Origin of the sequence: Pseudomonas sp. PDM27, from assembly GCF_019219205.1 — a bacterium.
Lineage (GTDB): Bacteria > Pseudomonadota > Gammaproteobacteria > Pseudomonadales > Pseudomonadaceae > Aquipseudomonas > Aquipseudomonas laurylsulfatiphila.
In genome coordinates this window covers 37,563-64,111 of the sequence record NZ_JAHUWF010000007.1, presented here as the reverse complement: position 1 = coordinate 64,111, position 26,549 = coordinate 37,563, and the positions used below count along the sequence as shown (strand labels likewise).

The following is a 26,549-nucleotide window of genomic DNA, read 5'->3' as shown; positions in this document are numbered from 1 at the left end:
GAAACCATGATGAGGACTATACCGAGGGGGGGCGTGCGCCAATCAAGGTTATATCGTCAAAATGACGCGATCTACTTTTCCTACGGGGTGGACGCTTCATTTCTTACGACATATCCTAATCAGCTTTTCTTACTGATAAGGATATGAGCAGTGGCACTGCACGATACGGTTGTCAAACTTAGAGCACAACGTATAGCGCTCGACGGAAAGGCTATCCCGGCCCAGCTACAAGGGGTCACCAAACAAAAAATCACGCAGATACTTTCAAAAATAGACCTTCATAAAAATATAGACCTATTAGACTGCATCTACGCCCTTTTAGATAACGAAACAGAAAGCTGGTTTTCCAAAGCTCCCGCAGAAACTAAATTTTCTGATGGTGCTACCACTGCCCACCTATGCTGTCATATCGGAATTCTTCAACGAGGTAAAGGTAAACTTGACCGAGAGGGACGCGACTATTGGATCAAGCCGCTCGGAGAGCTTGGCGGCATTGAGCCCATACTATTACACAATGATCAGTTTATTCATGGACATGTAATTCCAAAATCAGGAAACTCTTGCTACCGACTGACTGAAGAATTCAAATCAATCCTCCAAGCCCCCAATCATTTATGGCCTAAACTTTTGGATGATTGGGCGCAAAAAGATGAGGCTATAAGACGCCGAATTTTTCAAGCTGAAATGGCCGAGGCATCTCGATTACTAGTAGACACTGGGCACAGCGACCTAATCCAGGCAAGCATCACTCACTACGCTAAAAAATTCCTGCCTGGATATGAGTTAATATATGTCGACGATGGAGATGGTGACCGAATCACGGATACTGACAAGCAATCCTTAGCAAGGGCCGGAATTGAGCTTAACCTTGGCGGAGCAATGCCTGACGCTCTTCTCTGGAACCCAGAAACAAATAGACTCTGGGTTATTGAGGCAGTCACAAGTGACGGGGAAGTTGACATCCATAAAGTCAACTTAATGACCGACCTTGCCAAGCGACATGGAAAATCCGGTATAGATTTTACAACTACATACCTCACTTGGAAAGAAGCTGCTGCGCGGCAGGGGACACATGGCAACATAGCAATCGGTAGCTATATTTGGATACAAGCTGACCCTGCTAAGCATTTTCATGTAGAGTCATTTGAATAGGGGTTAGAGCAACGCCTCGATTATTTTATCTATTGACTCTTGAGTTGGCAGGCCATCCCCCAATCGACGGCCTGCTGCCTCCAGTTGCTGTATCGTTGGATAGTGCAAGTTCCGAAGATCTGTTGCATTGACTTGAGTATGACCACTAAATTGACGAAAATAATTATCGACAGCTGTAGAGTTAAGAAACAACGCAAGACCTTTAGCAAGCCCGGCAGGTAGTCCTGCTCCGTTCAGATGAAAATAATTTAGATGATTCTCGAACCCAACCTGTTCCGCCTTAATCAGATCAGGACTATAAATTGCAGCCACAACACGGCGCTTTTCTTCCTTCGAAGAGAACCTCTTTGTCAGAACATACGTTCCTTTCGGCACCATAAGTGAAGCGGTCTCGGTGCTTAACATTAGAGCATTTGATTTTTTCACTTCAGATTTCGGCCACTTTACGACCCCATCTTCGAAATGGCATGGATAAATTAACGGCACAGAACCAAACTCTGGTTCTTTACGCAGATGCTCTCTGGCTCTAAAGTCCACAACACGACCTGTTGATACATTCAAACCGAGATCACGTAGACTACAAGTGAGCGTGCGAACTCGGTGAGCGAGGTCTCCATCTGCTTCAGATATCGCAAGACGAATAAACATATGTGGATCGTTCGGTGTCACTACCTCATCGAAAGAAACCGTTCGAGAGGTTGACTGCGAGCTTAGCGAACCCGGACTTGACGATATTGTTACGAAATCAGGCTGAGAAGCAGACTTAACAAGCTGATAAACAATATTTTCTTGCAGAACTTCATCATCTTTAAAAGCCTGCTTACGCGACTCATATACGTGTATTTTTTGCAACGCCGAGCGTTTAAACACAAATCGTCGAAACGGCTCAAAATAGGAACCATTACAGAAGCTTCTTGGTGTAATCGCAACCAACTGACCGCCGGCCTTCAATTGATCTAGAGCTACGGCAACAAACGCAGAATAAAGATTGGTAGTTTCAATTCCCATACCGCGCAGAGCAATCCGTGTCTTCGAACTACTGTTAATTTTGGCGTATGGAGGGTTGAGGATGGCACAATCATATTGAGCGAAGTTAGCTTGCGAAAAAAGCGGTTCGGACGCATGTAAAATATAGTCTTCAGAAATTATTCTGTAAGAAAAAATCACCTCGGCGGCCTGACACTCTAGGGCGCAAGCTTCTAAAGTTTCAGCAAGACGCTGATTGAAGGTTCCATCCACCTCGAAGAGTGTGACATTGATGGATTTAGGCTTTTTTGCTCTCGAGCAAGCCTCACGAACAAACGCGGCTGTAAGAGCCCCCATTCCTGCTCCGGCGTCTAACAACTCTATATCTTCCGGAAACTCATCGAACATACTTGCTACAAATACCGCAACGGAAGAAGGAGTCATAAACTGACCAAATTTGCTTCTACGTTTTGGATCAAGGCCAGGAGACACCTCAAGCCGAGCTATGTCTGCCTTTACAAGGGCTGCTCCCTTCTCCTCTATAGATTCAATCACCGCCATTGCGTTTCTCACCACATATATGAATCAAAATTCCGTCGTTTCTGCTTCGGAGCGTCAACGTAACCCGACTATGGTAGCGCGATCCCGTTTCGATGGGCCAAAATCTAGACCGTCTCTTCGACTTCTTCCCTGAAAAATTGCCGCTAGACGCTTCACAGACGCGCGTCACGAGTCATGGTTGCGCGGATTTTGATCTTCTAGAAAAAAAAACTACGCCCCCCTCCTACGAAACCTCCAAACCCTGTATGATCCGGCCTTCGCTACGCAGCTGAGATTCAGCCGCTCTGAGCGGGTGTCGTATAATGGCATTACTCCAGCTTCCCAAGCTGATAACGAGGGTTCGATTCCCTTCACCCGCTCCAATCGAATTTTGATCTCACGTCAGGGTGGTTTTGACGGGGGATGCAGAGACAGAAAAAACCGGTCCAAGTGGCCGGTTTTTTTGTGCGCGGAATTTGGTGATGGCGCCCTCCAACGTTAGTGCTAAGACCCACATTTAAAGGCCCAACAGAGATCAACGCTAGAAAAAGCAATGTCCTACACGACACTGGGAATTGTCCGTACACTTGCGCATTGCTGTGCCTTTGTCATGAGCCCTATAGTCCGACCGCGCCCAAATGGCGTATCGGGTTTGGCGACTCGGTCACAACGGTGCAGAAGGCTCCGAGAATTTCTCGGAGCACTTTTGATCACGCTTGGCTGCTTTTTCGGTAGCTGTGCGTGGGAGACCTTCGGGTCTGCCGGTTTCACCATTGTCCGGTTCGCCAACCCGCGTACAGCTACCACCCTATTGTTTGGCGACGATTGAGTGGTAGGTCCTTCACCTACAATTGGTAAGCACTCATGAATGAATATATGGCTTTAACGAGCAACGCCGACGACCTCCCCTCGCTGTTCGTCAACACCACACAACCGCTGCACTCCCTGCTCAGCACCGCCAGTTACCGCATCCGAGCGGTAACGCAACTCCTCGAAAACCTCGCAATGCGCGGCGACCTGACCTCTGACACCGTGGTGCTGAGCGACTTCGCATTGCTCTGCTGCGTGCCGTTGCGCGATGGTTGCGATGTGCTGGATGTGATCGCTCGACGCATGGAAGCAGAACCGTCCTAAGATTGCACCGGGCGGCATGCTGTTTTGGCGAGGGAGCTTGCTCCCTCGCCACAGGTGCCCTCACTTATCATGTGAACACCTCAACAGAGCAACCCGAACATGACCCAAAACATCTACGACGACCCTCAGTTTTTCCAGGGCTACAGCCAGATGGCCCGCTCCATCGGCGGTCTCGATGCCGCGCCGGAATGGCCGGCGCTGAAGGCCATGCTGCCGCCCATGCAGGGCCTGAAGGTTGTGGATCTCGGTTGCGGCTATGGCTGGTTTTGTCGCTGGGCCAGTGAGCAAGGCGCTGACAGCGTGCTCGGTCTGGATGTTTCGCAAAAGATGCTGGAGCAGGCACGCAAAACCACCTCCGCATCAAACATCCGTTATGAGCGCGCCGACCTGGAAGCCCTCGATCTGCCGGCCGGCGGTTTCGATCTGGCCTACAGCTCCCTGGCGCTGCACTACATCAAGGACTTGCCAGGGTTGTTCGCCAATGTCCACGCGGCGCTCAAGCCCGGTTCGCCGTTCGTGTTTTCCATCGAGCACCCGATCTTCATGGCACCGCGTAATCCTGGCTGGATCATCGATGCCGAGGGCCGCAAGGGTTGGCCGGTGGACGGTTATCAGCGTGAAGGCGAGCGCGTGACCCACTGGCTGGCCGACGGTGTGATCAAGCAGCATCGCACCCTTGGTACCTTGTTCAACCTGCTGATTGCAGCGGGTTTCAGCATCCGCCATGTCAATGAATGGGGGCCGAGCGATGCCGAGGTGGCGGCGCAACCGGCGCTGGCCGAAGAGCGCGAGCGGCCGATGATGATGTTGGTCGGCGTTCAGCGCTGAGCCACGCGCGTATCTTTTGCGTATAGATCCCGGCACGGGAATAAAGAAACCGTAGCGCGGCGTTGAGCCCGGAAATAGATCCCTTATTCTCCCGGCTCATCCATCGCCCCGAGATCGACATGCACAATTCAGAGTTGGGAATCATGATCATTTCATTGATCGGGTTGTTCGGCTTTGCCTCGTTTGCTTTTGAATACTTGAGCGCCAGACGCTCGAAAAAAAACAAACTGCCGTGATTGTTCCAAGCGGTAAAAGAGACAGGTGACACTCATCACCTGCCCCCTTTTTCGCATCAGCGGGTCGCGACGATAAACAGTCGCGGGAACGGCAACAGCACCGAACCGTCGGCCAAGGCCGGATACGCCTGCTCGATAGCCGCCTGATATTGCTTCAGGTACTGCGCCCGTTCCGCCTCGTCCAGCGGCTCCAGAAACGGCCGCAAGCCACTGCCCTTGAACCACTCCACCACGCCAGACGCGCCGCCTGCGAGCGGATGATGGTAGGTGGTGCGCCACACATCGACGCGCGAGCAACAGGCCTTGAGGATCGAGTAATAACCACTGGCATCGGTTATCTCGGTCCGCTGCCCGGCGGCGCCTGCCAGTTTGCTGGCCCATGGACCATCAGCGGCGACTTCACGCATCAAACGGTGCGAGTGCTCATTGATGTTGTCAGGCATCTGGACGGCCAGGCTGCCTCCGGGCGCCAGCTTGCTCACCAGCGACGGCAGCAAGCTTGCGTGATCCGGAACCCACTGCAATACAGCGTTGGCGAAAATCACATCGAAGGGGCCTGCGTCGTTCCAGGTGTCGATGTCAGCGATGTCGAACTGCACCAGCGGCAAGCGCTTGCGTGCGGCCTCGATCATGTCGGTCGAACTGTCCAGGCCGCGGACCGTGGCGTTGGCAAAGCGCTCGACCAGCAACTCGGTGGAGTTACCGGGGCCACACCCGATATCGATGGCCGAACGCACATCCCCGGCGGGGATGGCCGCCAGCAGGTCACGGGCGGGACGGGTGCGTTCATCTTCAAAAGCGACGTACTGTTTGGCGGACCAACTCATTGCGTTCTCCTGTCGGTGCGTTGTCCTCGGGTCGCTACGATACCGCGGCGAGCACCGCCAAAGGTTTCAGAAAACCACCTTTTCAATCACGTCGAATTTTCATCCCGCCATCGCTGTCACAAATTCAGGCGTCCTCCCTATAAGGAACACGGTCATGAAGTTCGCAAAAATCGCGCAGAAACTCGCCCTCTGGGCCGGTAGCCCCAAGACGTTCCTGGGGGCGATCACTCTGATTTGTCTGTGGGGGCTGAGCGGGCCGATTTTTCATTTCAACGATACGTGGCAGCTGATCATCAATACCTCGACCACCATCATCACGTTCCTGATGGTGTTCCTGATCCAGAACACACAGAACCGTGACACGGACATTTTGCATTTGAAGGTCGATGAGTTGCTTCGGGTGACGAAAGAGGCGCAGAACGCGATGCTCGGGCTTGAAGCGCTGGACCTCAAGGAGCTGGAGAAGCTGAGGAAGCACTACCGCAGCCTTGGTGAAGGCCTGACCATTGACCTGGACGGCACCGTCGTCCAGGAAAAAGGTCAGCAAAACCTGAAGAATTGCTGATGATCAGCTTTTGGCTTGCAGGGCCTTGGCCATTTGCAGATGATTTTGCAATTTGGGCAGGGTTTCTTCGGCGAACGCCTTGATTTGCGGCACGTCGGTGGTCTGCGCCTCCTGCTGCAAGCGTTCGATGGCTTGCTGTGTGGTCTTCACCTGGCTGGCCGTATAGGCCTCATCGAAGGTCGTCCCCTCCATGACTTGTGGCATCAGGGCTTTGGCCTTTTCGACAATTTCTTCCCGCGGCGCTACCGGCAAATCCAGTTGTCTGGCGATTTTCGCCAGGTGCTGGTTCGCCGTGGTGCGGTCGTTGATGACAACGATGGTGTAGTCCTTGACCTCTTTGGACTCGGACTTCTGGTGTGCCAGGCGACTGGCCTCGATGTCAGCCATGCCCTGGGCCGACGCATCGTCGATGAATTCAGCAGGGGATTGGGCGAAGACGTTGCTGGCGAACAGGCCCAGTAACGTGGCAATACTGGCATTACATAATCGGGTGGCCATCCGTTTCATGGTCGCGCCCTCCTTTTTCAAATTCAAACGGGAGCTTGCGCCCCCGCTTCTCAATCAAAACCACCTGCATCCATTACTTGGATTTCTGTCCGGGTTTGCGGCCCATATCGGGTTTCGCAGGTTCTTTATCGACAGTCGTGGTGGTGGTTTTCCCACCCTTGCGACCGGCTTCAGACGCCTTCGTTCGATCGTTGGCGAAGTTTCCCGAGTTCGAGTTTCTTGAATTAGGCATGATTCTCTTCCTCTTGGTGGTAGTCGCGGCGAGCTGGCGCCCGCATAGAATCTGAATTTGCGCGTCGCAAAAGGTTTAGAAAAATGCGTGGACAGTACGACGAACGGTGTACGGACTATCAGGCCATTCCCAGGTGATGCTCACGTTTGGCGCAGTACATCGCCTCGTCGGCATGCCGGAATAACTGCTTCTCCTCGGTGCCGTGATCGGGGTATCGGGCGACGCCGATGCTGGGATGGATGCTCAGGTTGTGCCCGTCCAGACGCAGGGGCCGGGCCAGGACCTGACGGATTTTTCCGACCACGATGTCGGTATCGTCTGCGGCATGGATGCGGTGCAGCAACACCACGAATTCATCGCCGCCAATGCGGGCCACGGTGTCGGTTTCCCGCACGCAGCCCTTGAGCCGGTTGGCCACCGATTGCAGCAGCATGTCGCCGACCGCATGGCCATGGGTGTCATTGACTTGCTTGAAGCGATCGAGATCGACGTACAGCAGGGCCATGCGCCCGCCGTCCATGCGGGCCAATTGCAGTGACGCCTTGAGGCGGTCGCGCAACAGTTCACGGTTGGGTAACTGGGTCAGTTGGTCGTACTGGGCCATGTGTTGCAGGCGGGCATGCAGCTGCTTGCGCTCGATGGCCGTCGCGACCTGGGCGCAGACGTACTGCAGCAATTCCTTGTCTTGCTCGGTGTAGCGCTCGCCACCCGGAACGCTTTTGACGATCAACGCGCCGATGGTGCCGTTCTGCGAGTTCAGCGGCACACCCAGCCAGCACGGTGCGTTCTGCCCGGCCATCAGCGCTTCGAAGCCGACAGGCGGCGTGCACAGGTCCGGGGTCAACAGGATCGGCTGCCCCGTGCGGATCACTTCGGTGCACACCCGCCCGGTCATGGTCCCGGGCAGTTCGGGTTGTGGCTCCTGGTCATCGACGTGATAAGGGAAATTCAGCTGCGCACAGTGCTCGTCGTACAGCGCCACGGAAAAATTCAGCGCCGGCAGCCACTCGCCGATGATCATGTGGATGCGCCTGAACAACGCCAGCAGATCCTCCGCCGCGTGGGCCGCTTCGGATATCGCATACAACGCGGCCTGCCGGGATTCGGCCTGCTTGCGCTCGGTGATGTCGCGCGCCACGGCAATGCGCAACTGGTCGACCTCGGACCAACGAGCCGACCAGAGGATGTGCACCACCTGGCCATCCTTGCGCAGGTAGCGGTTTTCGAAGTTGAGCTTGGGCTCGCCGCCCATGATTTCCCGGGCGGCATCGAGTGTGCGCAAGCGATCTGCGGGGTGCACCATGTCGATCATCAGCTGACCGATCATTTCATCGGCGCTGTAGCCGAAAATGCGCTCGCACGCCGCACTGACAAAGACGAAGCGGCCTTGCTTGTCCACCGCACAAACGGCGTCCAGCAACAGATCGATATAGCTCGCCAGTGGCGCGGAGTTCCGGTTTTCCATGGTTCAGCGTGGGTGTCCCGATAATGCAGCGCTCATCAATCATCCCTGCCCGGTCGGCCTTGCTTCCTTGTGATCACATTCAAGCCTTGTTCGGCATCAGCCCCGGCAACGCATGGACCAGCGCGTTGATGGCAAAGCCGATGAACATTACCCCGCACAACCGGGTGATCGCCAGTTCATGACGTTGATACAAAGTGCGCACCCGCCGCGCCCCAACGATGCCGATGAGGATAGCGTAAGCGAGCAATCCACCGACAAAGCTCAGGCCGATCAGTGCTGGCAGCATTGACCAGTTGAGCAGTTCCGCGCGGCTCGACAACAGCGCCGTGAATGTCGCCACCGCCACCGGATAAGCCTTGGGATTGGTCAGGCCGAACAGAATGCCATGCCAGAACGGCTGCCGCGCCGGCCCCTGTGGCGTATCGCCATTGCTGCGCCGGGCGCGCACCGCACGCCAACCGAGCCAGAACAGGTACAGGCCGCTGAGCACACCCAGCACGTCGAACGCGGTACTGCCGATCTCCCGCGCACCGACAATCGCGATCAACGCGGTGCTGCACCACACCACATCGCCGAGCAAATGCCCGCACAGAAACCCCGCCCCGGCCCGTCGCCCATGGGCCGCGCCAATGCCAAACACCGCCAGCACGCCCGGTCCCGGGGTGATGCCGTAGATAAAACCCGAGGCAAGCACGGCCATTAGCAACGATGGGGTCATGGGGAGTCCTTTGTACTGCTGGGTGAATGGTGGCCAGTCTATATCAGGTCCCGCAACATCGACTTACAGATCGTCGAAGAACTTCATCCCCGCATACGGCCGCTGCCGGCAGGCCCTCAGGCGCGATGCCAGATCACCCACGTGGGCTTCCAGCTTGTGGCCATCCGGGTCGAGGAAGTAGAACGATGCGCCCTCGCTGCGATTGTCGCGCCATTCCTGCACCCCGGCGGATCGCAGGCGCTCGACGAAACGCGGAAAATCCGCCGCATCGAGGCTGAAAGCGTAATGGGTGTACTCGGCGGCGGGCTCGGGATCGCGTTGCGGGTCGAGGGAGAGGCACAACCACAACCCCGGCAGCGACAGGTAGGCGCCGGTATCCCAGGTGGTCTCGAGGTGCAGTTGCAGGAGGTTCCGGTAGAACGCCACGCTGCGGTTCAGGTCGGTGACGGCGAAGGTCAGGTGGTTGAGGCCTGTGAGCATGGGGTTAAAGACCTTTGAGGTTTTCAGGTGCGACGCAGGTTTCACCTATGAGGTTGGCAGCGAAAACGCCTGAATCTGCACGCGACAGATGGAAAGATTCAACACCACCGCAAGACCATTTGTTACGACAGACGAACGGGGCGGCCTCCCCCCTGCATGACACTGTAGTATGTTGTATTACAAACCACTACATCGAGACCGCCATGTCCACCATGTCCTTGCGCCTGCCAGACGAAATCGCCAATACCCTCGCCAGTCTTTCCAAGGCCACTGGCCGCAGCAAGTCGTTCCTCGCAGTCGATGCCTTGCGCGAGTATCTCGCGAGGGAAGCATGGCAAATCGAAGAAATTCAGAAAGCGCTGAAAGAAGCCGATGCCGGCGACTTCGCCTCGTCAGACGAGGTCAGTGCGATTGCTGATAAGTGGGTAAGCAATGCGCGTTGAGTGGCTGCGTACTGCACTCAAGAACCTTGATGAAGAAGCCGCTTACATTGCGATAGAGAATCCAAAGGCAGCAGCAGATTTCGTACAAGCCATTCTCGCCAGTGTCGATCATCTTGCGCGCTTTCCGGCGACAGGCCGGGAAGGTCGATTGCCCGGTACTCGTGAATGGATTTTGCCCGACCGCCCCTATCTGATTCCGTATCGAGTTCGCCAAAGTCGTCTGCAAGTGCTCAGGGTCTTCCACACTCGTCGCCTTCCCCCCATCCATTGGTGATTACAGCGAATCATCCCCCCGAAAACAAACCCCGTCTGCACCTGCACCAATCCGCTCATTCAGCCAGTTCAACGCTTGGTCTGCGCCCCGCCGTTTATGCCACGCCAACACAAAGGTGAACGAAGGAATATCAAACGGTGGCGGCACGACGATCAACGACTGTTCATCAATATCGCGCAGACCACGCGAGGCCACCGTCAGAATAAGATCAGTACCGCTGATGCATTCCGGGGCCACGCTCCAGTGCGGCAGGCTGACTGCCACACGACGACGTTCACGCAATGCCGTCAGCGCCCGTTCGATTTCCGGGGTGCCGCTGCCGCGCATTTCCAGCAGCACATGGGGTCGAGCCAGGTAGGTGGGCAGGTCGAGCACACCGTCGGCGGGCAGGCTTCTGCGGTCCACCAGGCAGGCGTAGTGCTCTTCGAACAGCAGGGTGCTGCGCAATTCGTTGGGCATTTCCGGGAACACACCGATGGCGACATCAATATCACCGTTGAGCACGCCGTCGAGCATGCTTTCGCGGCTGCCATGGCTGATTTGCAGGTCGATGCCCGGCGCATCGCGGCGCAACGTCCGGATCAGTCCCGGCAGGACAATGGCGGCGCCATAGTCGGACATCGCCAAGCGAAAGGTGCGCCTGGCGGTAGCCGGATCAAACGCGTTCGGCGCCAGCAGCGCTTGCACCTGGGCCAGGATTTCGGCCAGCGGTGCCACCAGCTCCAGCGCTCGCGGGGTCGGAACAAGGCCGGCTCCGGCGCGTACCAGCAGCGGATCGCCGAGCAGGTCGCGCAATCGCGCCAGCGCATGACTGACCGCAGGCTGGCTCAAGTGCAAACGCTCGGCCGCCCGGGTGACGTGTTGCTCGGTGAGCAAGGCGTCGAGGATCACCAGCAGGTTGAGGTCGATACGTCGAAGATCATTCATTTGCTGCATGTTCTGGATAACAAAACGGAATTTAAATCTGCGCGACGAATACCCTAGAGTCCAGCAAAACCTGTGGGAGAACGATCATGAGTACGTTGCATTGGGCTGGCCTGGTGGTGCTGGCAATGATTGCCGGGGCGGTGGTGCCGTTTCAGAGCGCGATCAACGTCAACCTCGGGCGCGGGTTGGGACATCCGTTGTGGGCGACGCTCGCCTCGTTGCTGGTGAGCGTTATCGTGCTGTTGCCGATCATCGTTGTGATGCGCTTGCCGTTGCCTTCACTGTCATTCATCAGCAAGGCGCCGCTTTGGATGTGGGCCGGTGGCGCTTTTGGGGTGTGCTTCATTTCCCTGGCATTGGTGCTGCTGCCCAGGCTCGGTGCCGCGGGGTTCATGGCATTGGCGCTGGCGGGGCAAGTGGTGGCGTCGCTGCTGCTGGATCACTTCGGCTGGTTTGGCCTGGTGGAGCGGCAGGTCACCTTGCCCAAGGTGTTTGGGGTGGTGCTGTTGATGGGCGGGGTGGTGTTGATTCAGTTCAGTGACGCTGCGCAAAAAGCGATGACAGCGACGTCTTGAAGATCAAAAGATCGCAGCCTCCGGCAGCGCCTACGGGGATGCGTGGTCCGGGCAGGAGCTGCCGAAGGCTGCGATCTTTTAAAACTTGTCGAGTGTGCGCAACTTCTGCGGCAACCCCCACAGCAACAGCGCCACCGCGATCAGTGCACAGACACCAATGACATACAGCGCTGGCGTGGTGCTGCCGGTCAGGTCCTTGATCCGGCCGACCATCACCGGGCTGACGATGCCACCGAACTGGCCCAAGGTGTTGATCACCGCAATCCCGCCCGCTGCGCCTGCGCCGGCACCGGCCAGCAGTTTCGGCGGCAAGGTCCAGAAACTCGGGATGGAGGCGATGATCCCGGCGCCGAGCAGGCCCAGCGCGACGATCAGGAAGGTCGTGTGGCTGGCAAAGATCCCCGCACAGAAGAACCCGACTGCACCGACGGCCACCAGACCGGCGACAAACTTGCGTCGCTCACCGGAAGCATCGGACAGGCGTCCGATCACCACCATGCTGATGGCGCCGCAGATGTACGGGATGGCGGTCAGCAGGCCGATCATCACCGGACTTTCGGTGCCGGCGCTGCGGATCAGTTGCGGCGCCCAGAAATTCAGGCCGTAGGACGCCACCTGGATCAGGAAGTAGATCAGCCCCAATGTCAGGAAACCCGGAATCCGCAGCGCGGCGAGCAGCGAGCCACCGCTTTTGTGCGGCTCATGCTGGGCGATGCGGCTGGCCAGCAAGGTCTTCTCCGAAGAGGTCAGCCAATGGGCGTCTTCGATGCGGTCCTTGAGCAGGGTCAGCACCAGCAAACCGAGGCCGATGCACGGCACGCCACCAAGCAGGAACAACCAGTGCCAGCCGCGCATTTGCAGCACACCGTCAAGGTGTTGCAGCACCAGGCCCGAGAACGGCGCGCCCACAAGGCCGGCGAACGCCGACGACAGGAACAGCATCGAGGTGATGCGTCCACGATAGTGCTGCGGGAACCACAGGGTCAGGTAATACAGCACGCCCGGGGCGAATCCCGCCTCCATCGCGCCGATCACGAAGCGCAGCACGTAGAACTGCCATTCGCTGTTGACGAACACCATGGCCGCCGTGGCCAGGCCCCAGGACATCATGATCCGGGCGATCCAGCGCCGGGCGCCGACCTTGTACAGCATCATGTTGCTCGGCACTTCGAAAATCACGTAACCGACCACGAACAACCCGGCACCCAGGCCGTAAGCGGTGTCGCTCAGGCTCAGGTCGGCCTGCAGTTGAAACTTGGCGAAGCTGATGTTGATACGGTCGAAAAAGGCGAACAGGTAGCAGACCATGATCAGCGGCATCAGGCGCCAGGCGACTTTGCTGACCAGGGCTTTTTCGGTGTCGTGGCTAACGGACGGGCTCACACCCGCCTCCAGTGCATTCAGGCTCATTGCGGTTCTCCAGGCGGACTTCCCGTGGGTGTCCGATTGTTTTTGTTGTCTGGTTGAGTAGCTCAGCGAAAGTGCTTTTACTGTGGGAGCGAGCTTGCTCGCGATTGCGTCGGGTCAGCCAACATTGATGTTGACTGTGACTCAGTCATCGCGAGCAAGCTCGCTCCCACAGGGGCGTGTAGTGTCAGGTCGGGATCGGGTGCAAGTCACAATTGCGCCCGGCCTTGGCCAGTTGTCCCGGTACTTCGTGGCCGAGCAGCGCCGGCAGTCCTCGGGACAGTTTCAGCAGCAGCGGCAAATCGATACCGGTGTGAATGCCGACTTCATCGCACAGGTTCACCAGGTCTTCTGTACAGATGTTGCCCGACGCTCCCGGTGCAAAGGGGCAGCCGCCGAGGCCGCCCAATGCGGCGTCGAAACGTCGGGCACCGGCCTCGTAGGCGGCCAGCACATTGCACAGGCCGAGACCACGGGTGTTGTGGAAATGCAGGGTCAAATCCGCCGGGGACACCCGCTGCAGTACCCGGCGCACCAGTCGCTCGACCTGGCGCGGATTGGCCATGCCCGTGGTGTCGGCGAGGGTGATGCCCTGGATGCCGAGTTCCTGATAGGCCTCGACGATTTGCAGGACGCGGTCCTCATCGATCTTGCCCTCGAACGGGCAGCCGAAGGTGGTGGCGATGCTGCCATTGAGACGCACCGGGCTTTCGCCAACGAACCGCACGATCTCGCCGAACGCTGCCAATGAATCTTCACAACGCATGCGCATGTTCGCCAGGTTGTGGGTCTGGCTGGCGGACATCACCAGGTTCAGCTCATCGGCACTGCACGCCAACGCCCGTTGCGCCCCCTTGAGGTTGGGGATCAAGGCGACGTAGATCACCCCCGGCTGCCGGGTAATGCCCTTGAACACCAGCTCGCCATCGCGCAGCGCAGGAATGGCCTTGGGCGACACGAACGAACCGGCTTCGATGCGGCTGAATCCGGCCTGCGACAATTGATCGATCAAGGCAATCTTGTCGTGGGTTTCAACCCAGGTCGGCTCGATTTGCAAACCGTCGCGCGGGGACACTTCCTGCACGATCAGGCTGTCGGAATAATCGGTGATCATTGCACCACTCCTTCGACTTTCAGGCGTTCGATGTCCATCGCGGTGAGGCCCAATTGCGCGAGGATGCCGTCGGTGTGCTGGCCCAGCCCGGGGCCGGACCAGTTCACGCCGCCGGGTGTCTCGGAGAGTTTCGGCACGATGCCCGGCATCTTCACCGTGGCGCCACCGGGCAGCTCGGCATTGAGCAGCATGTCCCGCGCCTGATAGTGCGGATCGGCGACGATGTCAGCCACTGAGTAGATGCGTCCGGCCGGGACTTCGGCGGCTTCCAGCGCGGCCAGCACCTCGTCGATGGGCAGGCTGCTGGTCCAGTGGGTGATGGCGGCGTCGAGCAGGTTGCTTTTGGCGGCACGCCCGTCGTTGTGGGCGAATTCCGGTGCCTCGGCCAGATCCGGGCGGCCGATGGTGTGCATCAGGCGCTTGTAGATCGGATCGCTGTTACCGGCAATCACCACGTAGGCGCCATCGGCGGTCAAATAGGTGTTGGACGGCGCGATCCCCGGCAAGGCGCCGCCGCTGCGTTCACGCACATGGCCGAGCATGTCGTATTCCGGCACCAGGCTTTCCATGACGTTGAACACGCTTTCGGCCAGGGACACATCGACGATCTGCCCGCCGCCCTGCCCGGTCTTGACCCGCAGCAATGACATCAGCGCACCAATCACCGCATGCAGCGAAGCCAGGGAATCGCCGAGGCTCACGCCGACCCGCGCCGGCGGCGAACCGGGGGTGCCGGTGGTGTAGCGAATCCCGCCCATGGCCTCGCCTATGGCACCGAAACCCGGACGATCGCGGTACGGGCCGGTCTGGCCGTAACCGGAAATCCGCACCAGGGTCAGGTTGGGGTTGAGGGCGTGCAACACGTCCCAGCCAAGGCCGAGTTTCTCCAGGGCACCGGGGCGCAGGTTTTCGATCAGCACATCGGCGCTGGTTGCCAATTGCTTGACCAGTTCGATGCCTTCGGGGGATTTGAGGTTCAGCGCCAGGGACTTCTTGTTGCGCGATTGCAGGTACCACCACAGCGAGGTGCCTTCGTGCAGCTTGCGCCATTTGCGCAGGGGATCGCCCTGGCCCATGGCTTCGATCTTGATCACCTCGGCGCCGAACTCGGCCAGCATGCGCGCGGCAAACGGTGCGGCGATCAGCGTGCCGATCTCGATCACCTTGATTGCACTCAGGGGGGCAGTCATCGCGGGGTACCTCTTGTTCTTGGAATATGAGCCAAGGCTAGAGGACTGATGCCTGATGAATCCAACCTTCAGTTGGCAACGGGCGTTCGCGAAATGCGAACGCCCGGGGAGATTATCGTGAGCTGTAGTCCGCCATCGCGAGCAAGCTCGCTCCCACACTCGATCTTCGGCACTCACACATCCCCTGTGGGAGCGGGCTTGCTCGCGAAGAGGCCGGCCCAGTCAGCCAAGAACTTTCAGACTGAGCCCCGCAAATGCTCAAACAACATCCGGCTCACCGGCGACAGCAGCGCCTCATCGCGCACCACCAGAATCAGCGCCCGATCGGACCATTCGTCCGTCAATGGCACCGCGTGCAAACCCAGCGCCCGGCCAAACAATTCATAGGCCCGCTGCGGAAGGATGCCGATCCCCATGTTGGCTTGGACCATGCGGCACATGGCATCGAACCCCGGCACATGAATGCGCACCCGCAACACCTTGCCGGCTTCGCGGGCCGCTGCATGGGTACGCATGTTGATCGAACTGGCGGCATGCAACCCAACGTAATCGCTGCCCAGCGTATCGGCGAACGCCACGCTCGACCGGTTCGCCAAGGGATGGTGCGGCGGCATCAACACCACCAGTTTGTCCTGGCGATACAGCACGCTGTGCAGGCCCTTGATGTCACTGTCGATGGAACAGATACCGAGGTCGGCCACCCCGTCGAGCACGCCCTGAATCACCCCGGCGCTGGGGCGTTCTTCGAGGTCGGTCTTGACCTGTGGGTGACGCTCGGAAAAGTCCCGCAGGTCCTCTGGCAAAAACTGAATGATCGCCGACAGGTTGGCGAGCATCCGCACATAGCCGCGCACGCCGTGGCTGTGCTCGCCCAGTTCGAGGCCCATTTTCTCGACGTTGAACAGCATCTGCCGGGCATGGTGCAGCAGGGTTTCCCCGGCCGGTGTCAGGGACATGCCCTTGGCCTGGCGCACGAACAGGCTGATGCCCAGCGCCTCCTCCAGCTCCATCAAGCGCTTGCTCGCCGCCGAGACGGCAATCGCTTCGCGCGAGGCGGCACGGGTCAGCGTGCCCTCCTCATGGACGGCGACGAACAGTTGCAGAGTGATCAGGTCGAGACGGCGGATCAGGCTTTTTTGCAGCATCGGGTACTCGGCGAAGTCGGCTCGGGCGAAACCGCAGCATAACGTTCTTCGACCGCGTCGTGCCGTGGTCTGGCAGCCGGTCGTGATAAAGTCGCCGCCCAATGACCTTTTGCCGTGAGACGAAGACCGCAATGACCGATTTCCAGGATGTCGACGCCCAACTTGAAGACTGGAACGCCTTGCGCAGCACCGCTTCGTTCAGTGGCTTGCTGGTGGGCAACGGTGCCAGTCGCGCGGTATGGAACGATTTCGGCTACGAGTCGCTGTTCGAAAATGCCCGCACCGTTGAAGAAAAACCCCTGAGCCCGTCCGAGCTGAGCGTGTTCGACGCGATGCAGACCCGCAGTTTCGAGCAGGTACTGAGCGCGTTGAAAACCACCAGCCGGGTCAACAAGGCCCTGGCCGTCAGCTCCGCCGCCCCGCGCAATCGCTATTACGCGATCAAGGAAGCGCTGATCAACACCGTGCATGCGGTGCATATCCCGTGGCGCCTGGTGGTGCCTTCGACATTGGCGACCATCAATCAGGAACTGGCCAGCTACCGCACGGTGTTCACCACCAATTACGACCTGATCAACTACTGGGCGGTGCAATACCAGCCCGAGGCGATCACCGATCTGTTCCAGGGGGCCGAACCCGCTTTCGACCTGAGCGACACGGCCACCGACAAAACCCGTTTGCTGTACCTGCACGGCGGTCTGCACCTGGTGCGCAACCAGGACGGCACGGCGCGCAAGCTGATGTCGACCGAGGGCACGTTGCTGGGCAACTTCGCGATCAACAACACGATCAAGACCCTCGACGACGTGCCGCTGTTCGTCAACGAAGGGCCGAGTGCGGACAAGCTCAAGACCATTCGCAGTTCGGACTATCTGTCGTTCTGCTACGAGCAATTGCTCGGTCACGGCCAGGCGCTGTGCATCTTCGGCCATGCGCTGGGGGAGCAGGACAGCCATATCATCCACGCTTTGCGCCTGGCAAAACCGCAGGTGCTGGCGATCTCGATTTACCCGCGCAGCAAGGCCTTCATCCAGCACCAGAAGCGGCATTACGCGAAGGTGTTTGAGGGGACGGGGGTTGAGTTGCGGTTTTTTGATTCGAAGAGCCATGCGTTGGGTGGCCCCAAGTTATCGGTTCCAGTAGAAGTTTAGTACTGGCCGATCTGACGCTTTCGCGAGCAAGCCCGCTCCCACATGGGATCTGTGTCGTTCACAAATCCCCTGTGGGAGCGGGCTTGCTCGCGAAGCTTTTGCAGTCAACTCATTCCTCGGTGCTATGCACCACCACCAGCAACTGCGCCTGTACCTCACCCACCGAACGAATCCGGTGCGGTTTTTGCGCATTGAAGTGCAGCGCATCGCCACGATCGAGCAGCACGCGCTCGTTCATGAAGTCCACTTCCACCCGCCCCTCGTGGACGAACAGAAACTCCTCACCCAGATGCTCCTTGAAGGTCTTGTCGGTGAACTCCGCCGGCGGGTAAATGATGAACGGCAGCAGGCTGCGTTCACTGACCTGATGGGCCAGCACCGCGTAACCCGGATTGTTGCCACTGGCCCCCAGAGGTTGCCGCTCGTGGCTGCGCACCAGGCTGTAGCTGTCGAGGCCGGCGTTGTCTTCAGAGAACAATTCCTCGACCTTCACGTTCAGCGCCTTGGCCAGTTTCAACGCCGCCGCAATCGATGGCGTGTTCAACCCGCGCTCGACTTTCGACAGGTAACTCTTGGTCATGCCGGATTGTTCGGCCAGCGCTTCCAAGGTCACGCCAAGTTTTTTTCTTAGTAATTTCAAACGGATAGACATGTAGAGCAATTAATCCATCAAGGAGGCAACGATTTGTCCTTGCCAATGACACAATGTGTCATATAGCCTCTTTAGTGTCATTTGCGCTCACCGACGACTTTGCGAGGAACCGGTGAGCGGCAAACCCGACGTCCATTGAATCACCCAAAGGACACCGATATGGCCAAGACATTAGCACTGCCCAAAGAGCAACTGGTCAAGCACGCGCTGAGCCAAATGCAAAATACCCTGGCGGATAATACGTGGACCGCCCGGCAAAAGCTGGCCCTGACCTGCCGCATCCTGTTCGAGCACGGGCACGATTCCGGCCTTGCCGGGCAAATCACCGCCCGTGGCCCGCAGCCCGGCACTTACTACACTCAACAATTGGGCCTGGGTTTCGACGAAATCACCGCAGGCAACCTGCTGCTGGTCAACGAAGACCTGGAGGTGCTCGAAGGCCACGGCATGCCCAACCCGGCCAATCGTTTTCATAGTTGGGTATACCGCGCCCGCCCGGATGTGAACTGCATCATCCACACCCATCCGACCCACGTTGCCGCCTTGTCGATGCTGGAAGTACCGTTGCAGATTTCCCACATGGACCTCTGCCCGCTCTATGACGACTGCGCGTTTCTTGAAGGCTGGCCGGGTGTGCCGGTGGGCAACGAGGAAGGCGAGTTGATTGCCGGGGCACTGGGCGACAAACGGGCGATCCTGCTTTCCCACCACGGCCAATTGTCCACCGGCAACACCATCGAGGAAGCCTGTGTCATCGCGCAACTGATCGAACGTGCCGCGAAGCTGCAACTGTTGGCGATGAGCGCCGGGACCATCAAGCCGATCATCCCCGCGCTGGGCCGTGAAGCCCATGACTGGATTGCCCGGCCGAAACGTCACGCCGCCGCTTTCAACTACTACGCCCGGCAGAGCCTGCGCCAACACGCCGATTGCCTGAACTGACCCCAGACCCTTTTGAACGGAGAGACACCATGTCCACCGCAAGCATTCACGGCATCATCGGCTACACCATCACCCCTTTCACCGCCCATGGCGAAGGCGTTGACCTGGACGCCCTCGGGCGCTCCATCGACCGCCTGATCGAGGGCGGCGTGCACGCCATCGCACCTCTGGGCAGCACCGGTGAAGGTGCCTACCTGAGCGACGCGGAGTGGGATCAGGTCAGCGAATTCAGTATCAAGCACGTGGCCAAACGCGTGCCGACCGTCGTCAGCGTGTCCGACCTGACCACCGCTAAAGCGGTACGTCGCGCGCGCTTCGCCGAAGCCCATGGCGCCGATGTGGTGATGGTGCTGCCCGCGTCCTACTGGAAACTCAGTGAAGCGGAAATTCTTGCCCATTACCGCGCCATCGGCGACAGCATCGGCGTGCCGATCATGCTCTACAACAATCCGGCCACCAGCGGCACCGACATGTCGGTGGACCTGATCCTGCGCATCGTCAAGGCCGTGGAAAACGTGACCATGGTCAAGGAGAGCACCGGCGACATCCAGCGCATGCATCAACTGCAACGACTCGGCGACGGCCAGGTGCCGTTCTACAACGGCTGCAATCCGTTGGCCCTGGAGGCCTTTGCCGCTGGCGCAAAAGGCTGGTGTACCGCTGCGCCGAACCTGATCCCGCAGCTCAACCTGGATTTGTATGAAGCGGTGCTGGCCAATGATTTGGCCAAGGCCCGGGAGCTGTTCTACCGCCAGTTGCCGCTGCTGGATTTCATCCTCAAGGGTGGCTTGCCGGCGACGATCAAGGCGGGTTTGCGGGCGACAGGTCTGGAGGTGGGGGATCCGCGGTTGCCGGTGTTCCCGTTGAGTGAGGCGGGGATTAGTCAGCTTCAAGGCCTACTCAAAGCCTTACGCTGAATTCAGGTTAAACACCCCCCCTGTGGGAGCGAGCTTGCTCGCGATGAGGCCATTACATTCAACACAGATGTTGACTGTCAGACCGCCATCGCGAGCAAGCTCGCTCCCACAGGATTTGTACTGGATTTGAAAGTAGTGATCAAAGCACCGGCAACGTCTTGTCCTTGACCACCTTGCTCGGGCCGTTGGCCTTCACGCTGGCGATGCCTTTCTCCATGGCGGCATCGGAGGAATAGGTCTCACTGCTGCCGATGACCTCGTGGTTACCCGCCTTGAGATTGAAATACGGATGGCCATCCTTGGTGGTTTTTTTCTCGTAGCGCTCATCCAGCGGGCTGTTGGCCTGGACCGAGGCGATGCCTTTGTCGGCGGCGGCGTGGGTGGTGTACAGCTCGCTGGTCAGAATGGTCTCGGCGTTGGCCGCCTTGAGGACAAACCTGAACTGGCCATTGCTGCTTTTGCTCACTTCATACCATCCGGACATGCTGTTTCTCCTTGGCGATTGAGAGGTTGTGCGCTTCACAGTAAAGACCAGCCAGGTGTTTCTGTCGCCTGTACCGGCCCCTTCGCGAGCAAGCCCGCTCCCACAGGGATCACATTGAACCTGTGGGAGCGGGCTTGCTCGCGAAGGAGTCGACGCAGTTTTGACTACTTCACCACTGCCCGCACCACCGACAACTCCGGAGACTGCGTCCGCCGCTGGCTCAGATACCGCGTACAACTGACCCGCAGGAACGAAGCGAAATTGACCACCTCGCCGCGATAGTCCATCACCTCTTCATACAGCTTGGCGATCAACTGATTGGTGGTCATGCCGTCGACCTCGGCGATTTCGCTGAGGATGTCCCAAAACTGATTCTCCAGCCGCAGGGTGGTGACCACCCCGCAGATGCGCAGCGAGCGGGAGCGCGATTCGTAGAGAATCGGGTCGGCTTTGACGTACAGCTCGCACATGGACATGTCCCTCGTTACAGCGTGATTTTGGTACCCAGCAACCCCAGGAAACCGGCCAGCCAGCTCGGGTGCGCAGGCCAGGCCGGCGCCGTAGCCAGATTGCCTTGAACATGGCCGTCCGTCACCGGAATGTCGATATAGGTACCGCCCGCCAGGCGCACTTCCGGAGCGCAGGCCGGATAAGCGCTGCATTCGCGGCCTTCGAGAATACCCGCTGCCGCCAGCAACTGCGCGCCATGGCACACGGCGGCGATCGGTTTGCCGGCCTTGTCGAATGCCCGCACCAGTTCCAGGACCTTTTCGTTCAGGCGCAGGTACTCCGGCGCACGGCCGCCCGGAATCAGCACGGCGTCATAATCGGCGGCGTTGACCTTGGCGAAATCGAAGTTGAGGGCAAACAGGTGACCGGGCTTTTCGCTATAGGTCTGGTCGCCTTCAAAGTCATGGATCGCCGTGCGCACGGTCTGGCCGGCGGTTTTGTCCGGGCAAACGGCGTGCACCGTGTGGCCGACCATCAGCAGCGCCTGGAACGGCACCATCACCTCATAGTCTTCGACGTAATCACCAACCAGCATCAGAATTTTTTTCGCAGCCATGGGGAGGACTCCTCTGGAAGTGGGCGTGCAGGAGTATTCAAGGTAGTCCTTATCCGGAGGGGCGGGTAACAACCGGCTACTACCTGATGGACCGCGTTATCGTTCTTCGCGAGCAAGCCCGCAAACTGTACGGATAAGTCTGTGCCTAGCTGTAACAGCGGAAACCCATGGTTTATGGCTTTATGGAGCCTTACCCCATCACCCCATATTCTGGTTGCCATCATGTCCTCGCGCGAAAACACCGGCATGGCCTTGGGCCTGCTCGGCGTTGTGATCTTCAGCCTCACCCTGCCCTTCACGCGGATCGTCGTGCAGGAACTCCACCCGCTGCTCAACGGCCTGGGCCGGGCGCTGTTTGCGGCCGTTCCGGCGGCGTTGCTGTTGCTGTGGCACCGGGAAAAATGGCCGACCTGGAAACAGGTCAAAGGCCTGACGCTGGTGATGGCCGGGGTGATCCTCGGTTTCCCGGTGCTGTCGGCCTGGGCCATGCAAACCTTGCCGGCGTCCCACGGCGCGCTGGTCAATGGTTTGCAGCCGCTGTGCGTGGCGCTGTACGCCGCGTGGCTGTCCCATGAACGGCCTTCGAAAGCGTTCTGGGCCTGCGCCGCATTGGGCAGTGCGCTGGTGCTCGGTTATGCGCTGATCAGCGGTGCCGGCAGCATTCAGGCCGGTGACCTGCTGATGCTTGGCGCCATTGCCGCGGGCGGACTGGGCTACGCCGAGGGAGGCCGACTGGCCAGGGAGATGGGCGGCTGGCAGGTGATCTGCTGGGCGCTGGTGCTGTCGACGCCGCTATTGATCGGCCCGGTGGTGTATCTGGCGCTGCAACACCAGGGCGGAATTTCCGCCAAGACCTGGTGGGCCTTCGGTTATGTCTCGCTGTTTTCGCAGTTCATCGGCTTCTTCGCCTGGTACGCCGGGCTGGCCATGGGCGGCATTGCCCGGGTCAGCCAGATTCAGCTGCTGCAGATCTTCTTCACCATCGCCTTTTCGGCGTTGTTCTTCGGTGAACAAGTGGAGCCGATTACCTGGCTGTTTGCCGCCGGGGTCATTGTGACGGTGATGCTGGGGCGCAAGACAGCGGTCAGACCCAATAATGTGGGAGCGAGCTTGCTCGCGATGGGGACATCACATTCAACACATTTGTCGACTGTAAATCCGCCATCGCGAGCAAGCTCGCTCCCACAGGATCAAAGGTAACCGTCAGCGCGCAGCAACGTTTCCAGGCAATGCTCGCTGATGTGGTAGAACTCCTTCAGCTCCTGAATCTTCGCCAATAGCTGGGCCGGTTCCACCGGCTCGGCGCGCTTGACCGCCAGGATCATCTTGTTCTTGTTGGTGTGGTCCAGCGAGATGAACTCGAACACCTTGGTCTCGTAGCCGCAGGCCTCCAGGAACAACGCGCGCAAACTGTCGGTGACCATCTCCGCCTGCTGACCCAGGTGCAAGCCGTATTGCAGCATCGGCTTGAGCAGCGCCGGGCTCTGGATTTGCAGGCGGATCTGTTTGTGGCAGCACGGCGAGCACATGATGATCGACGCGCCGGAACGGATACCGGTGTGGATCGCATAGTCTGTGGCGATATCGCAGGCATGCAGGGCGATCATCACGTCCAGCTCGCTCGGCGCCACGCTGCGCACGTCTCCGCACTTGAACACCAGGCCGGGGTGCTCAAGCCTGGCGGCTGCGGTGTTGCACAGGGTGACCATGTCTTCACGCAGCTCGACACCGGTCACTTCGCCTTCAGCTTTCAAGGTATTTCGCAGGTAATCGTGGATGGCGAAGGTCAGGTAACCCTTGCCCGAACCGAAATCCGCCACACGCACCGGTTTGTCCAGGGCCAGGGGTGACGAGGTCAGTGCATGGCTGAACACTTCGATGAACTTGTTGATCTGCTTCCACTTGCGCGACATCGCCGGGATCAGTTCATGCTGCTTGTTGGTCACCCCCAGGTCGGCGAGAAACGGCCGGCTCAGGTCAAGAAAGCGGTTTTTCTCACGGTTGTGCTCGGCCGATGGCACTTCGCGCAATTGTTGAGGTTTGCTCTTGAACAGCGATGACTTGCCCTTTTTGCTGTATTCGAGCTGGGCTTCGTCGGTCAACGACAACAAATGCGCATTTTTGAACGACGCCGGCAGCAACCCGGCAATGCTCGCCACGCCTTCGGCCAGCGGCAGGTTCTTGGTGATATCGCGGGTCTTGTAGCGATAGACGAAAGACAGGCAAGGCTGCGCCTTGACCGTCACCGGCTTGATGATGATCCGCTGCAGATCCGTTTCATCGCCCGCGTACTTGGCCAGCACCAGTTTGATGAACGCATTGTGCTCGAGGCTGGCTTGCAGCAGCTCGATGAACTGGGCGTGATGATCCGGCGCGAGGCTGGCGGGAGTGGCGGTGACGGACATGGAAAAACGGCCTCAGGCGATGCAAATCGGAGAATGCCGGTATTTTAAGGGGGACGAGGACTTTGGGCACGGGGTTATTTTGTGGCAGGTCCCAGTCACGCAGCCCAGGACCTCGATAAACCGTTGAAGCCTCAGGGTTCCACCAGGCGAAGCTTGCGATTGCCCGGTGAATTAATGATGTGTTTGACGATCAGTCCCACTGGCACCGCCCAGGTCAGGCCATTGACAGGGTCAGTCACCACGGCGACCGTTTCGGAACTTGCATCGATGTCCAGGCGCCGACGGTCGTTGCACGACTTGAGTACGCCATAGGCACGGCTGACCAGCCTTTCGGCCAGGAACATCGGTACATCCATATTCTGCAGATGCTTCACCGCGCGACAAAACTGGACTTGATCATCGATCCCCCCTTCACTTTCATGACGCCGCAGAAACGCCTGGGCAATAGCCAATAACTCCTCATTCAGACCTGCATTTTCATCGGTAACCTTCATGCTCAAGTCTCCTGCGGCACTTGTGTCGTGTCAGGACTGACGGCAACAGGCCGGGAGGCACGGCGCAAATCGGGTCCGGCGCAAGGCAGGCGTACGGCCGGATTGGGCATGCCGCTGGGCGAAAGCTCATGGGTCATTTCAAATTCGGCACGTACGGACCAACCACAAGCTTCGGACGTGCATTGCAGATACGCCACCCGCAGGAAAATATGACGGCCTTCGCTGGTGCGGATGCGCATCCGGCTCAAGCAGTGCGGGCACACCATTTTATAAGTACTCATACTTGAATCCCGAGGGTCATTGGGTGGCAATCAACCTGATCAAACGCAATACTGCTTGAGGCGTTCATCGCGGCGTTCCGGGCTTGCGAACAGTGTCTGCCAGGCATAAGGAACTGCATCGGGCAGACGCGTAATGGGGTCGAGCCATGCTCGTAGGAAATCCCCCTGATACCATTAGGAAGTTTCGACATCGTATTCTTCTGACTCATCTTTGATGATTGATTACTTACAAGAAAAAAAGTACTCATTACGCATAAATTAGGCACTCAAAAAGCATATGTCAAAAGGAAGCGGCTCAAATTGCGTAGCAAAAAATCACAAGCTGTTCTGGCTCGTCTAAAGCAAGTTACCGGTACAAAAACCGATGCTTCTTTATCTTCCGCGCTACAGATCAGTCCGCAAACCCTTAGTAGCTGGCGAGGCCGCGACAGCACACCTTACTCATTATGCGTAGAAATCGCGCAAGCCCGGGGAATATCCCTTGACTGGCTGTTACTGGGCGAAGGGCCGATTTTGAGGCAAACAATTACTGATACTTCGGAGACTGCTCAGGAAAACACAACACGGGAAAACACCATTCTCGCGCTCTGGCGGTTGCTCGACGAAAAAGACCGCGGCGCCATACAAAACGCACTCGAGGAAAAGCAACGACTGCGTGATATGGAACTCAGGCTTTCCGAAATGGCCACCATCCTGGCAACACTCAAACCTTCGAATGAAACCTGATGAACTGTGGCTTCAAAAAACGCCCGTCCCGGATATCAATGCAACCCCATTCACGGCCTCTCATCTTCGCCCTCTCAGGTGTCGAATGATGTCGCCGATACCGGCACCATCGATCCATTGCATGAGTTTGATGCTGATGGGAATAACGATCAGTGCGCAAAGAAAGGCCGTTACACCTTCTGTCAGAAATGGCGCCAGCGGATGTGCGACAGGCGTAAAGAGGTAACCGACACCCGCGGACAGTAACCAGGAAGCGATGCGCTGCCAGGCCTTGAAGCTGGTGCGAGTGGTGGTGACCAGCCACGCGCCGAGCATCGCACCGAACAGTACCTCGCCATTGACCACTGGCAGCGTTGCAATCCCCATTCCCAACATGAGGCCATTGATGCCGTTGTAGGCCGAATCAGTCAGGCTCATGCGCACCTCGCGCAACGACCGAGTCCACGATGATCGCGCCCGACTCGATCGCTTTGAGCAATGCGCAAGTGCGAGAGCTGACGTCGAACTTTCGGCGAATATTGGCGAAGTGAAAATTGACCGTTGATTCCGTGCAATTCTCGATCCGGGCGATTTCCCAGGAAGTTTTGCCCTTGAAACACCACATCAGGATTTGCGTTTCTTTCGCCGTCAGTTTCGCCTTGGGCTTGCTTCCCCCAGCGCCATTGGCTGCACGTGCCAAAGAGTCAATCGATTGTCGGGTTGCCAT

The 26,549-nt window shown here is 58.3% G+C and carries 33 protein-coding genes and 1 tRNA gene; 13 read left to right on the top strand and 21 right to left on the bottom strand.

Annotation, left to right across the window (positions count from 1 at the left end):
- Positions 1–150 precede the first annotated feature (150 nt).
- On the top strand, positions 151–1,152 hold the full coding sequence (locus KW838_RS15930; RefSeq protein ID WP_218501638.1) for a BsuBI/PstI family type II restriction endonuclease: 1,002 nt from the start codon (positions 151–153) through the stop codon (positions 1,150–1,152).
- A 3-nt stretch (positions 1,153–1,155) separates the two neighbouring features.
- Here the strand turns inward: KW838_RS15930 and KW838_RS15925 are convergent, their stop codons facing one another.
- A complete protein-coding gene (locus KW838_RS15925; protein WP_218501635.1) occupies positions 1,156–2,679 on the bottom strand; it encodes an Eco57I restriction-modification methylase domain-containing protein in 1,524 nt (507 codons plus the stop codon).
- A 288-nt stretch (positions 2,680–2,967) separates the two neighbouring features.
- Here KW838_RS15925 and KW838_RS15920 point away from each other — a divergent pair.
- From KW838_RS15920 to KW838_RS15910, 3 genes are all read left to right on the top strand, one after another.
- Positions 2,968–3,041: transfer RNA gene (locus KW838_RS15920), tRNA-Gly, on the top strand.
- Positions 3,042–3,522: 481 nt separating this feature from the next.
- Positions 3,523–3,792, top strand: a complete 270-nt coding sequence (locus KW838_RS15915) for a short-chain dehydrogenase (RefSeq protein WP_218501633.1) — start codon at positions 3,523–3,525, stop codon at positions 3,790–3,792.
- 99 nt (positions 3,793–3,891) lie between these two features.
- On the top strand, positions 3,892–4,620 hold the full coding sequence (locus tag KW838_RS15910) for a bifunctional 2-polyprenyl-6-hydroxyphenol methylase/3-demethylubiquinol 3-O-methyltransferase UbiG (protein WP_218501632.1): 729 nt from the start codon (positions 3,892–3,894) through the stop codon (positions 4,618–4,620).
- A gap of 292 nt (positions 4,621–4,912) precedes the next feature.
- Here the strand turns inward: KW838_RS15910 and tam are convergent, their stop codons facing one another.
- Positions 4,913–5,683 carry a trans-aconitate 2-methyltransferase gene (tam, locus tag KW838_RS15905; protein ID WP_218501631.1) on the bottom strand — a complete coding sequence of 257 codons (771 nt, stop codon included), beginning with the start codon at positions 5,681–5,683 and terminating at the stop codon, positions 4,913–4,915.
- Between the two features lie 154 nt (positions 5,684–5,837).
- On the opposite strand from tam, the gene KW838_RS15900 reads away from it, so the two are divergent.
- On the top strand, positions 5,838–6,248 hold the full coding sequence (locus KW838_RS15900) for a low affinity iron permease family protein (RefSeq protein WP_102699020.1): 411 nt from the start codon (positions 5,838–5,840) through the stop codon (positions 6,246–6,248).
- 3 nt (positions 6,249–6,251) lie between these two features.
- Here the strand turns inward: KW838_RS15900 and KW838_RS15895 are convergent, their stop codons facing one another.
- The 5 genes from KW838_RS15895 to fos all read right to left on the bottom strand — a co-directional run bounded on the left by KW838_RS15895 (position 6,252) and on the right by fos (position 9,650).
- Entirely contained in the window at positions 6,252–6,755 is a 504-nt protein-coding gene (locus tag KW838_RS15895) for a DUF4142 domain-containing protein (protein ID WP_218501629.1), read from the bottom strand.
- Between the two features lie 73 nt (positions 6,756–6,828).
- Entirely contained in the window at positions 6,829–6,987 is a 159-nt protein-coding gene (locus KW838_RS15890; RefSeq protein WP_007976786.1) for a KGG domain-containing protein, read from the bottom strand.
- Between the two features lie 118 nt (positions 6,988–7,105).
- A complete protein-coding gene (locus KW838_RS15885; protein ID WP_102699022.1) occupies positions 7,106–8,452 on the bottom strand; it encodes a GGDEF domain-containing protein in 1,347 nt (448 codons plus the stop codon).
- A 79-nt stretch (positions 8,453–8,531) separates the two neighbouring features.
- Complete coding sequence (locus tag KW838_RS15880) at positions 8,532–9,170, bottom strand: LysE family translocator (protein ID WP_007976782.1); 639 nt, start codon at positions 9,168–9,170, stop codon at positions 8,532–8,534.
- 63 nt (positions 9,171–9,233) lie between these two features.
- Complete coding sequence (fos, locus tag KW838_RS15875; RefSeq protein ID WP_218501627.1) at positions 9,234–9,650, bottom strand: fosfomycin resistance glutathione transferase; 417 nt, start codon at positions 9,648–9,650, stop codon at positions 9,234–9,236.
- Positions 9,651–9,853: 203 nt separating this feature from the next.
- Here fos and KW838_RS15870 point away from each other — a divergent pair, with 203 nt between their 5' ends.
- Both KW838_RS15870 and KW838_RS15865 read left to right on the top strand, forming a co-directional pair.
- Entirely contained in the window at positions 9,854–10,093 is a 240-nt protein-coding gene (locus tag KW838_RS15870; protein ID WP_218501625.1) for a CopG family ribbon-helix-helix protein, read from the top strand.
- Complete coding sequence (locus KW838_RS15865) at positions 10,083–10,367, top strand: type II toxin-antitoxin system RelE/ParE family toxin (RefSeq protein ID WP_218501623.1); 285 nt, start codon at positions 10,083–10,085, stop codon at positions 10,365–10,367. Before KW838_RS15870 ends, KW838_RS15865 begins: the two co-directional genes overlap by 11 nt.
- On the opposite strand, the gene KW838_RS15860 is transcribed toward KW838_RS15865, so the two are convergent.
- Positions 10,368–11,303 carry a LysR family transcriptional regulator gene (locus tag KW838_RS15860; RefSeq protein ID WP_218501621.1) on the bottom strand — a complete coding sequence of 312 codons (936 nt, stop codon included), beginning with the start codon at positions 11,301–11,303 and terminating at the stop codon, positions 10,368–10,370. It abuts the gene before it with no gap.
- A 77-nt stretch (positions 11,304–11,380) separates the two neighbouring features.
- On the opposite strand from KW838_RS15860, the gene KW838_RS15855 reads away from it, so the two are divergent.
- Positions 11,381–11,869, top strand: coding sequence for a DMT family transporter (locus tag KW838_RS15855; protein WP_218501619.1), 489 nt, complete (start codon positions 11,381–11,383; stop codon positions 11,867–11,869).
- Positions 11,870–11,947: 78 nt separating this feature from the next.
- Here KW838_RS15855 and KW838_RS15850 read toward each other — a convergent pair whose 3' ends face one another.
- From KW838_RS15850 to KW838_RS15835, 4 genes are all read right to left on the bottom strand, one after another.
- Positions 11,948–13,279, bottom strand: coding sequence for an MFS transporter (locus KW838_RS15850; RefSeq protein WP_218501616.1), 1,332 nt, complete (start codon positions 13,277–13,279; stop codon positions 11,948–11,950).
- A 184-nt stretch (positions 13,280–13,463) separates the two neighbouring features.
- Positions 13,464–14,390 carry a hydroxymethylglutaryl-CoA lyase gene (locus KW838_RS15845; protein WP_218501613.1) on the bottom strand — a complete coding sequence of 309 codons (927 nt, stop codon included), beginning with the start codon at positions 14,388–14,390 and terminating at the stop codon, positions 13,464–13,466.
- Complete coding sequence (locus tag KW838_RS15840) at positions 14,387–15,580, bottom strand: CaiB/BaiF CoA-transferase family protein (protein ID WP_218501612.1); 1,194 nt, start codon at positions 15,578–15,580, stop codon at positions 14,387–14,389. Before KW838_RS15840 ends, KW838_RS15845 begins: the two co-directional genes overlap by 4 nt.
- Positions 15,581–15,816: 236 nt before the next feature.
- On the bottom strand, positions 15,817–16,725 hold the full coding sequence (locus tag KW838_RS15835; RefSeq protein ID WP_218501609.1) for a LysR family transcriptional regulator: 909 nt from the start codon (positions 16,723–16,725) through the stop codon (positions 15,817–15,819).
- Positions 16,726–16,856: 131 nt separating this feature from the next.
- Between KW838_RS15835 and KW838_RS15830 the strand changes: the two genes are divergently transcribed.
- The gene (locus tag KW838_RS15830) at positions 16,857–17,876 is read left to right on the top strand and encodes a DUF4917 family protein (protein WP_218501607.1); all 1,020 of its coding nucleotides are present in this window, start codon (positions 16,857–16,859) and stop codon (positions 17,874–17,876) included.
- Between the two features lie 109 nt (positions 17,877–17,985).
- Here the strand turns inward: KW838_RS15830 and KW838_RS15825 are convergent, their stop codons facing one another.
- Complete coding sequence (locus tag KW838_RS15825; RefSeq protein WP_007976760.1) at positions 17,986–18,528, bottom strand: helix-turn-helix domain-containing protein; 543 nt, start codon at positions 18,526–18,528, stop codon at positions 17,986–17,988.
- Positions 18,529–18,687: 159 nt separating this feature from the next.
- On the opposite strand from KW838_RS15825, the gene KW838_RS15820 reads away from it, so the two are divergent.
- Positions 18,688–19,470, top strand: coding sequence for an aldolase (locus KW838_RS15820; RefSeq protein ID WP_007976758.1), 783 nt, complete (start codon positions 18,688–18,690; stop codon positions 19,468–19,470).
- 29 nt (positions 19,471–19,499) lie between these two features.
- Positions 19,500–20,387, top strand: a complete 888-nt coding sequence (locus tag KW838_RS15815) for a dihydrodipicolinate synthase family protein (RefSeq protein ID WP_218501605.1) — start codon at positions 19,500–19,502, stop codon at positions 20,385–20,387.
- Between the two features lie 139 nt (positions 20,388–20,526).
- Here the strand turns inward: KW838_RS15815 and KW838_RS15810 are convergent, their stop codons facing one another.
- The 3 genes from KW838_RS15810 to KW838_RS15800 form a co-directional block, all read right to left on the bottom strand.
- Positions 20,527–20,871: a YegP family protein gene (locus KW838_RS15810; RefSeq protein WP_218501603.1), complete on the bottom strand. Its 345-nt coding sequence runs from the start codon at positions 20,869–20,871 to the stop codon at positions 20,527–20,529.
- A gap of 164 nt (positions 20,872–21,035) precedes the next feature.
- A complete protein-coding gene (locus KW838_RS15805) occupies positions 21,036–21,341 on the bottom strand; it encodes a ribbon-helix-helix domain-containing protein (protein ID WP_095966236.1) in 306 nt (101 codons plus the stop codon).
- 14 nt (positions 21,342–21,355) lie between these two features.
- On the bottom strand, positions 21,356–21,937 hold the full coding sequence (locus KW838_RS15800) for a DJ-1/PfpI family protein (RefSeq protein ID WP_102699034.1): 582 nt from the start codon (positions 21,935–21,937) through the stop codon (positions 21,356–21,358).
- Positions 21,938–22,159: 222 nt separating this feature from the next.
- Between KW838_RS15800 and KW838_RS15795 the strand changes: the two genes are divergently transcribed.
- Positions 22,160–23,137, top strand: coding sequence for a DMT family transporter (locus tag KW838_RS15795; protein ID WP_218501601.1), 978 nt, complete (start codon positions 22,160–22,162; stop codon positions 23,135–23,137).
- On the opposite strand, the gene KW838_RS15790 is transcribed toward KW838_RS15795, so the two are convergent.
- The 3 genes from KW838_RS15790 to KW838_RS15780 form a co-directional block, all read right to left on the bottom strand.
- Entirely contained in the window at positions 23,128–24,342 is a 1,215-nt protein-coding gene (locus tag KW838_RS15790; RefSeq protein ID WP_218501600.1) for an SAM-dependent methyltransferase, read from the bottom strand. The two genes, KW838_RS15795 and KW838_RS15790, sit on opposite strands and share 10 nt — an antisense overlap.
- Positions 24,343–24,473: 131 nt before the next feature.
- Entirely contained in the window at positions 24,474–24,836 is a 363-nt protein-coding gene (locus KW838_RS15785) for a hypothetical protein (RefSeq protein ID WP_218501599.1), read from the bottom strand.
- A gap of 2 nt (positions 24,837–24,838) precedes the next feature.
- Entirely contained in the window at positions 24,839–25,117 is a 279-nt protein-coding gene (locus KW838_RS15780; RefSeq protein WP_102702803.1) for an ogr/Delta-like zinc finger family protein, read from the bottom strand.
- A gap of 300 nt (positions 25,118–25,417) precedes the next feature.
- On the opposite strand from KW838_RS15780, the gene KW838_RS15775 reads away from it, so the two are divergent.
- On the top strand, positions 25,418–25,843 hold the full coding sequence (locus tag KW838_RS15775; RefSeq protein ID WP_218501598.1) for a helix-turn-helix domain-containing protein: 426 nt from the start codon (positions 25,418–25,420) through the stop codon (positions 25,841–25,843).
- Positions 25,844–25,903: 60 nt separating this feature from the next.
- Here KW838_RS15775 and KW838_RS15770 read toward each other — a convergent pair whose 3' ends face one another.
- On the bottom strand, positions 25,904–26,260 hold the full coding sequence (locus KW838_RS15770) for a putative holin (protein WP_218501596.1): 357 nt from the start codon (positions 26,258–26,260) through the stop codon (positions 25,904–25,906).
- Positions 26,247–26,549, bottom strand: coding sequence for a helix-turn-helix domain-containing protein (locus tag KW838_RS15765; RefSeq protein ID WP_102702801.1), 303 nt, complete (start codon positions 26,547–26,549; stop codon positions 26,247–26,249). Before KW838_RS15765 ends, KW838_RS15770 begins: the two co-directional genes overlap by 14 nt.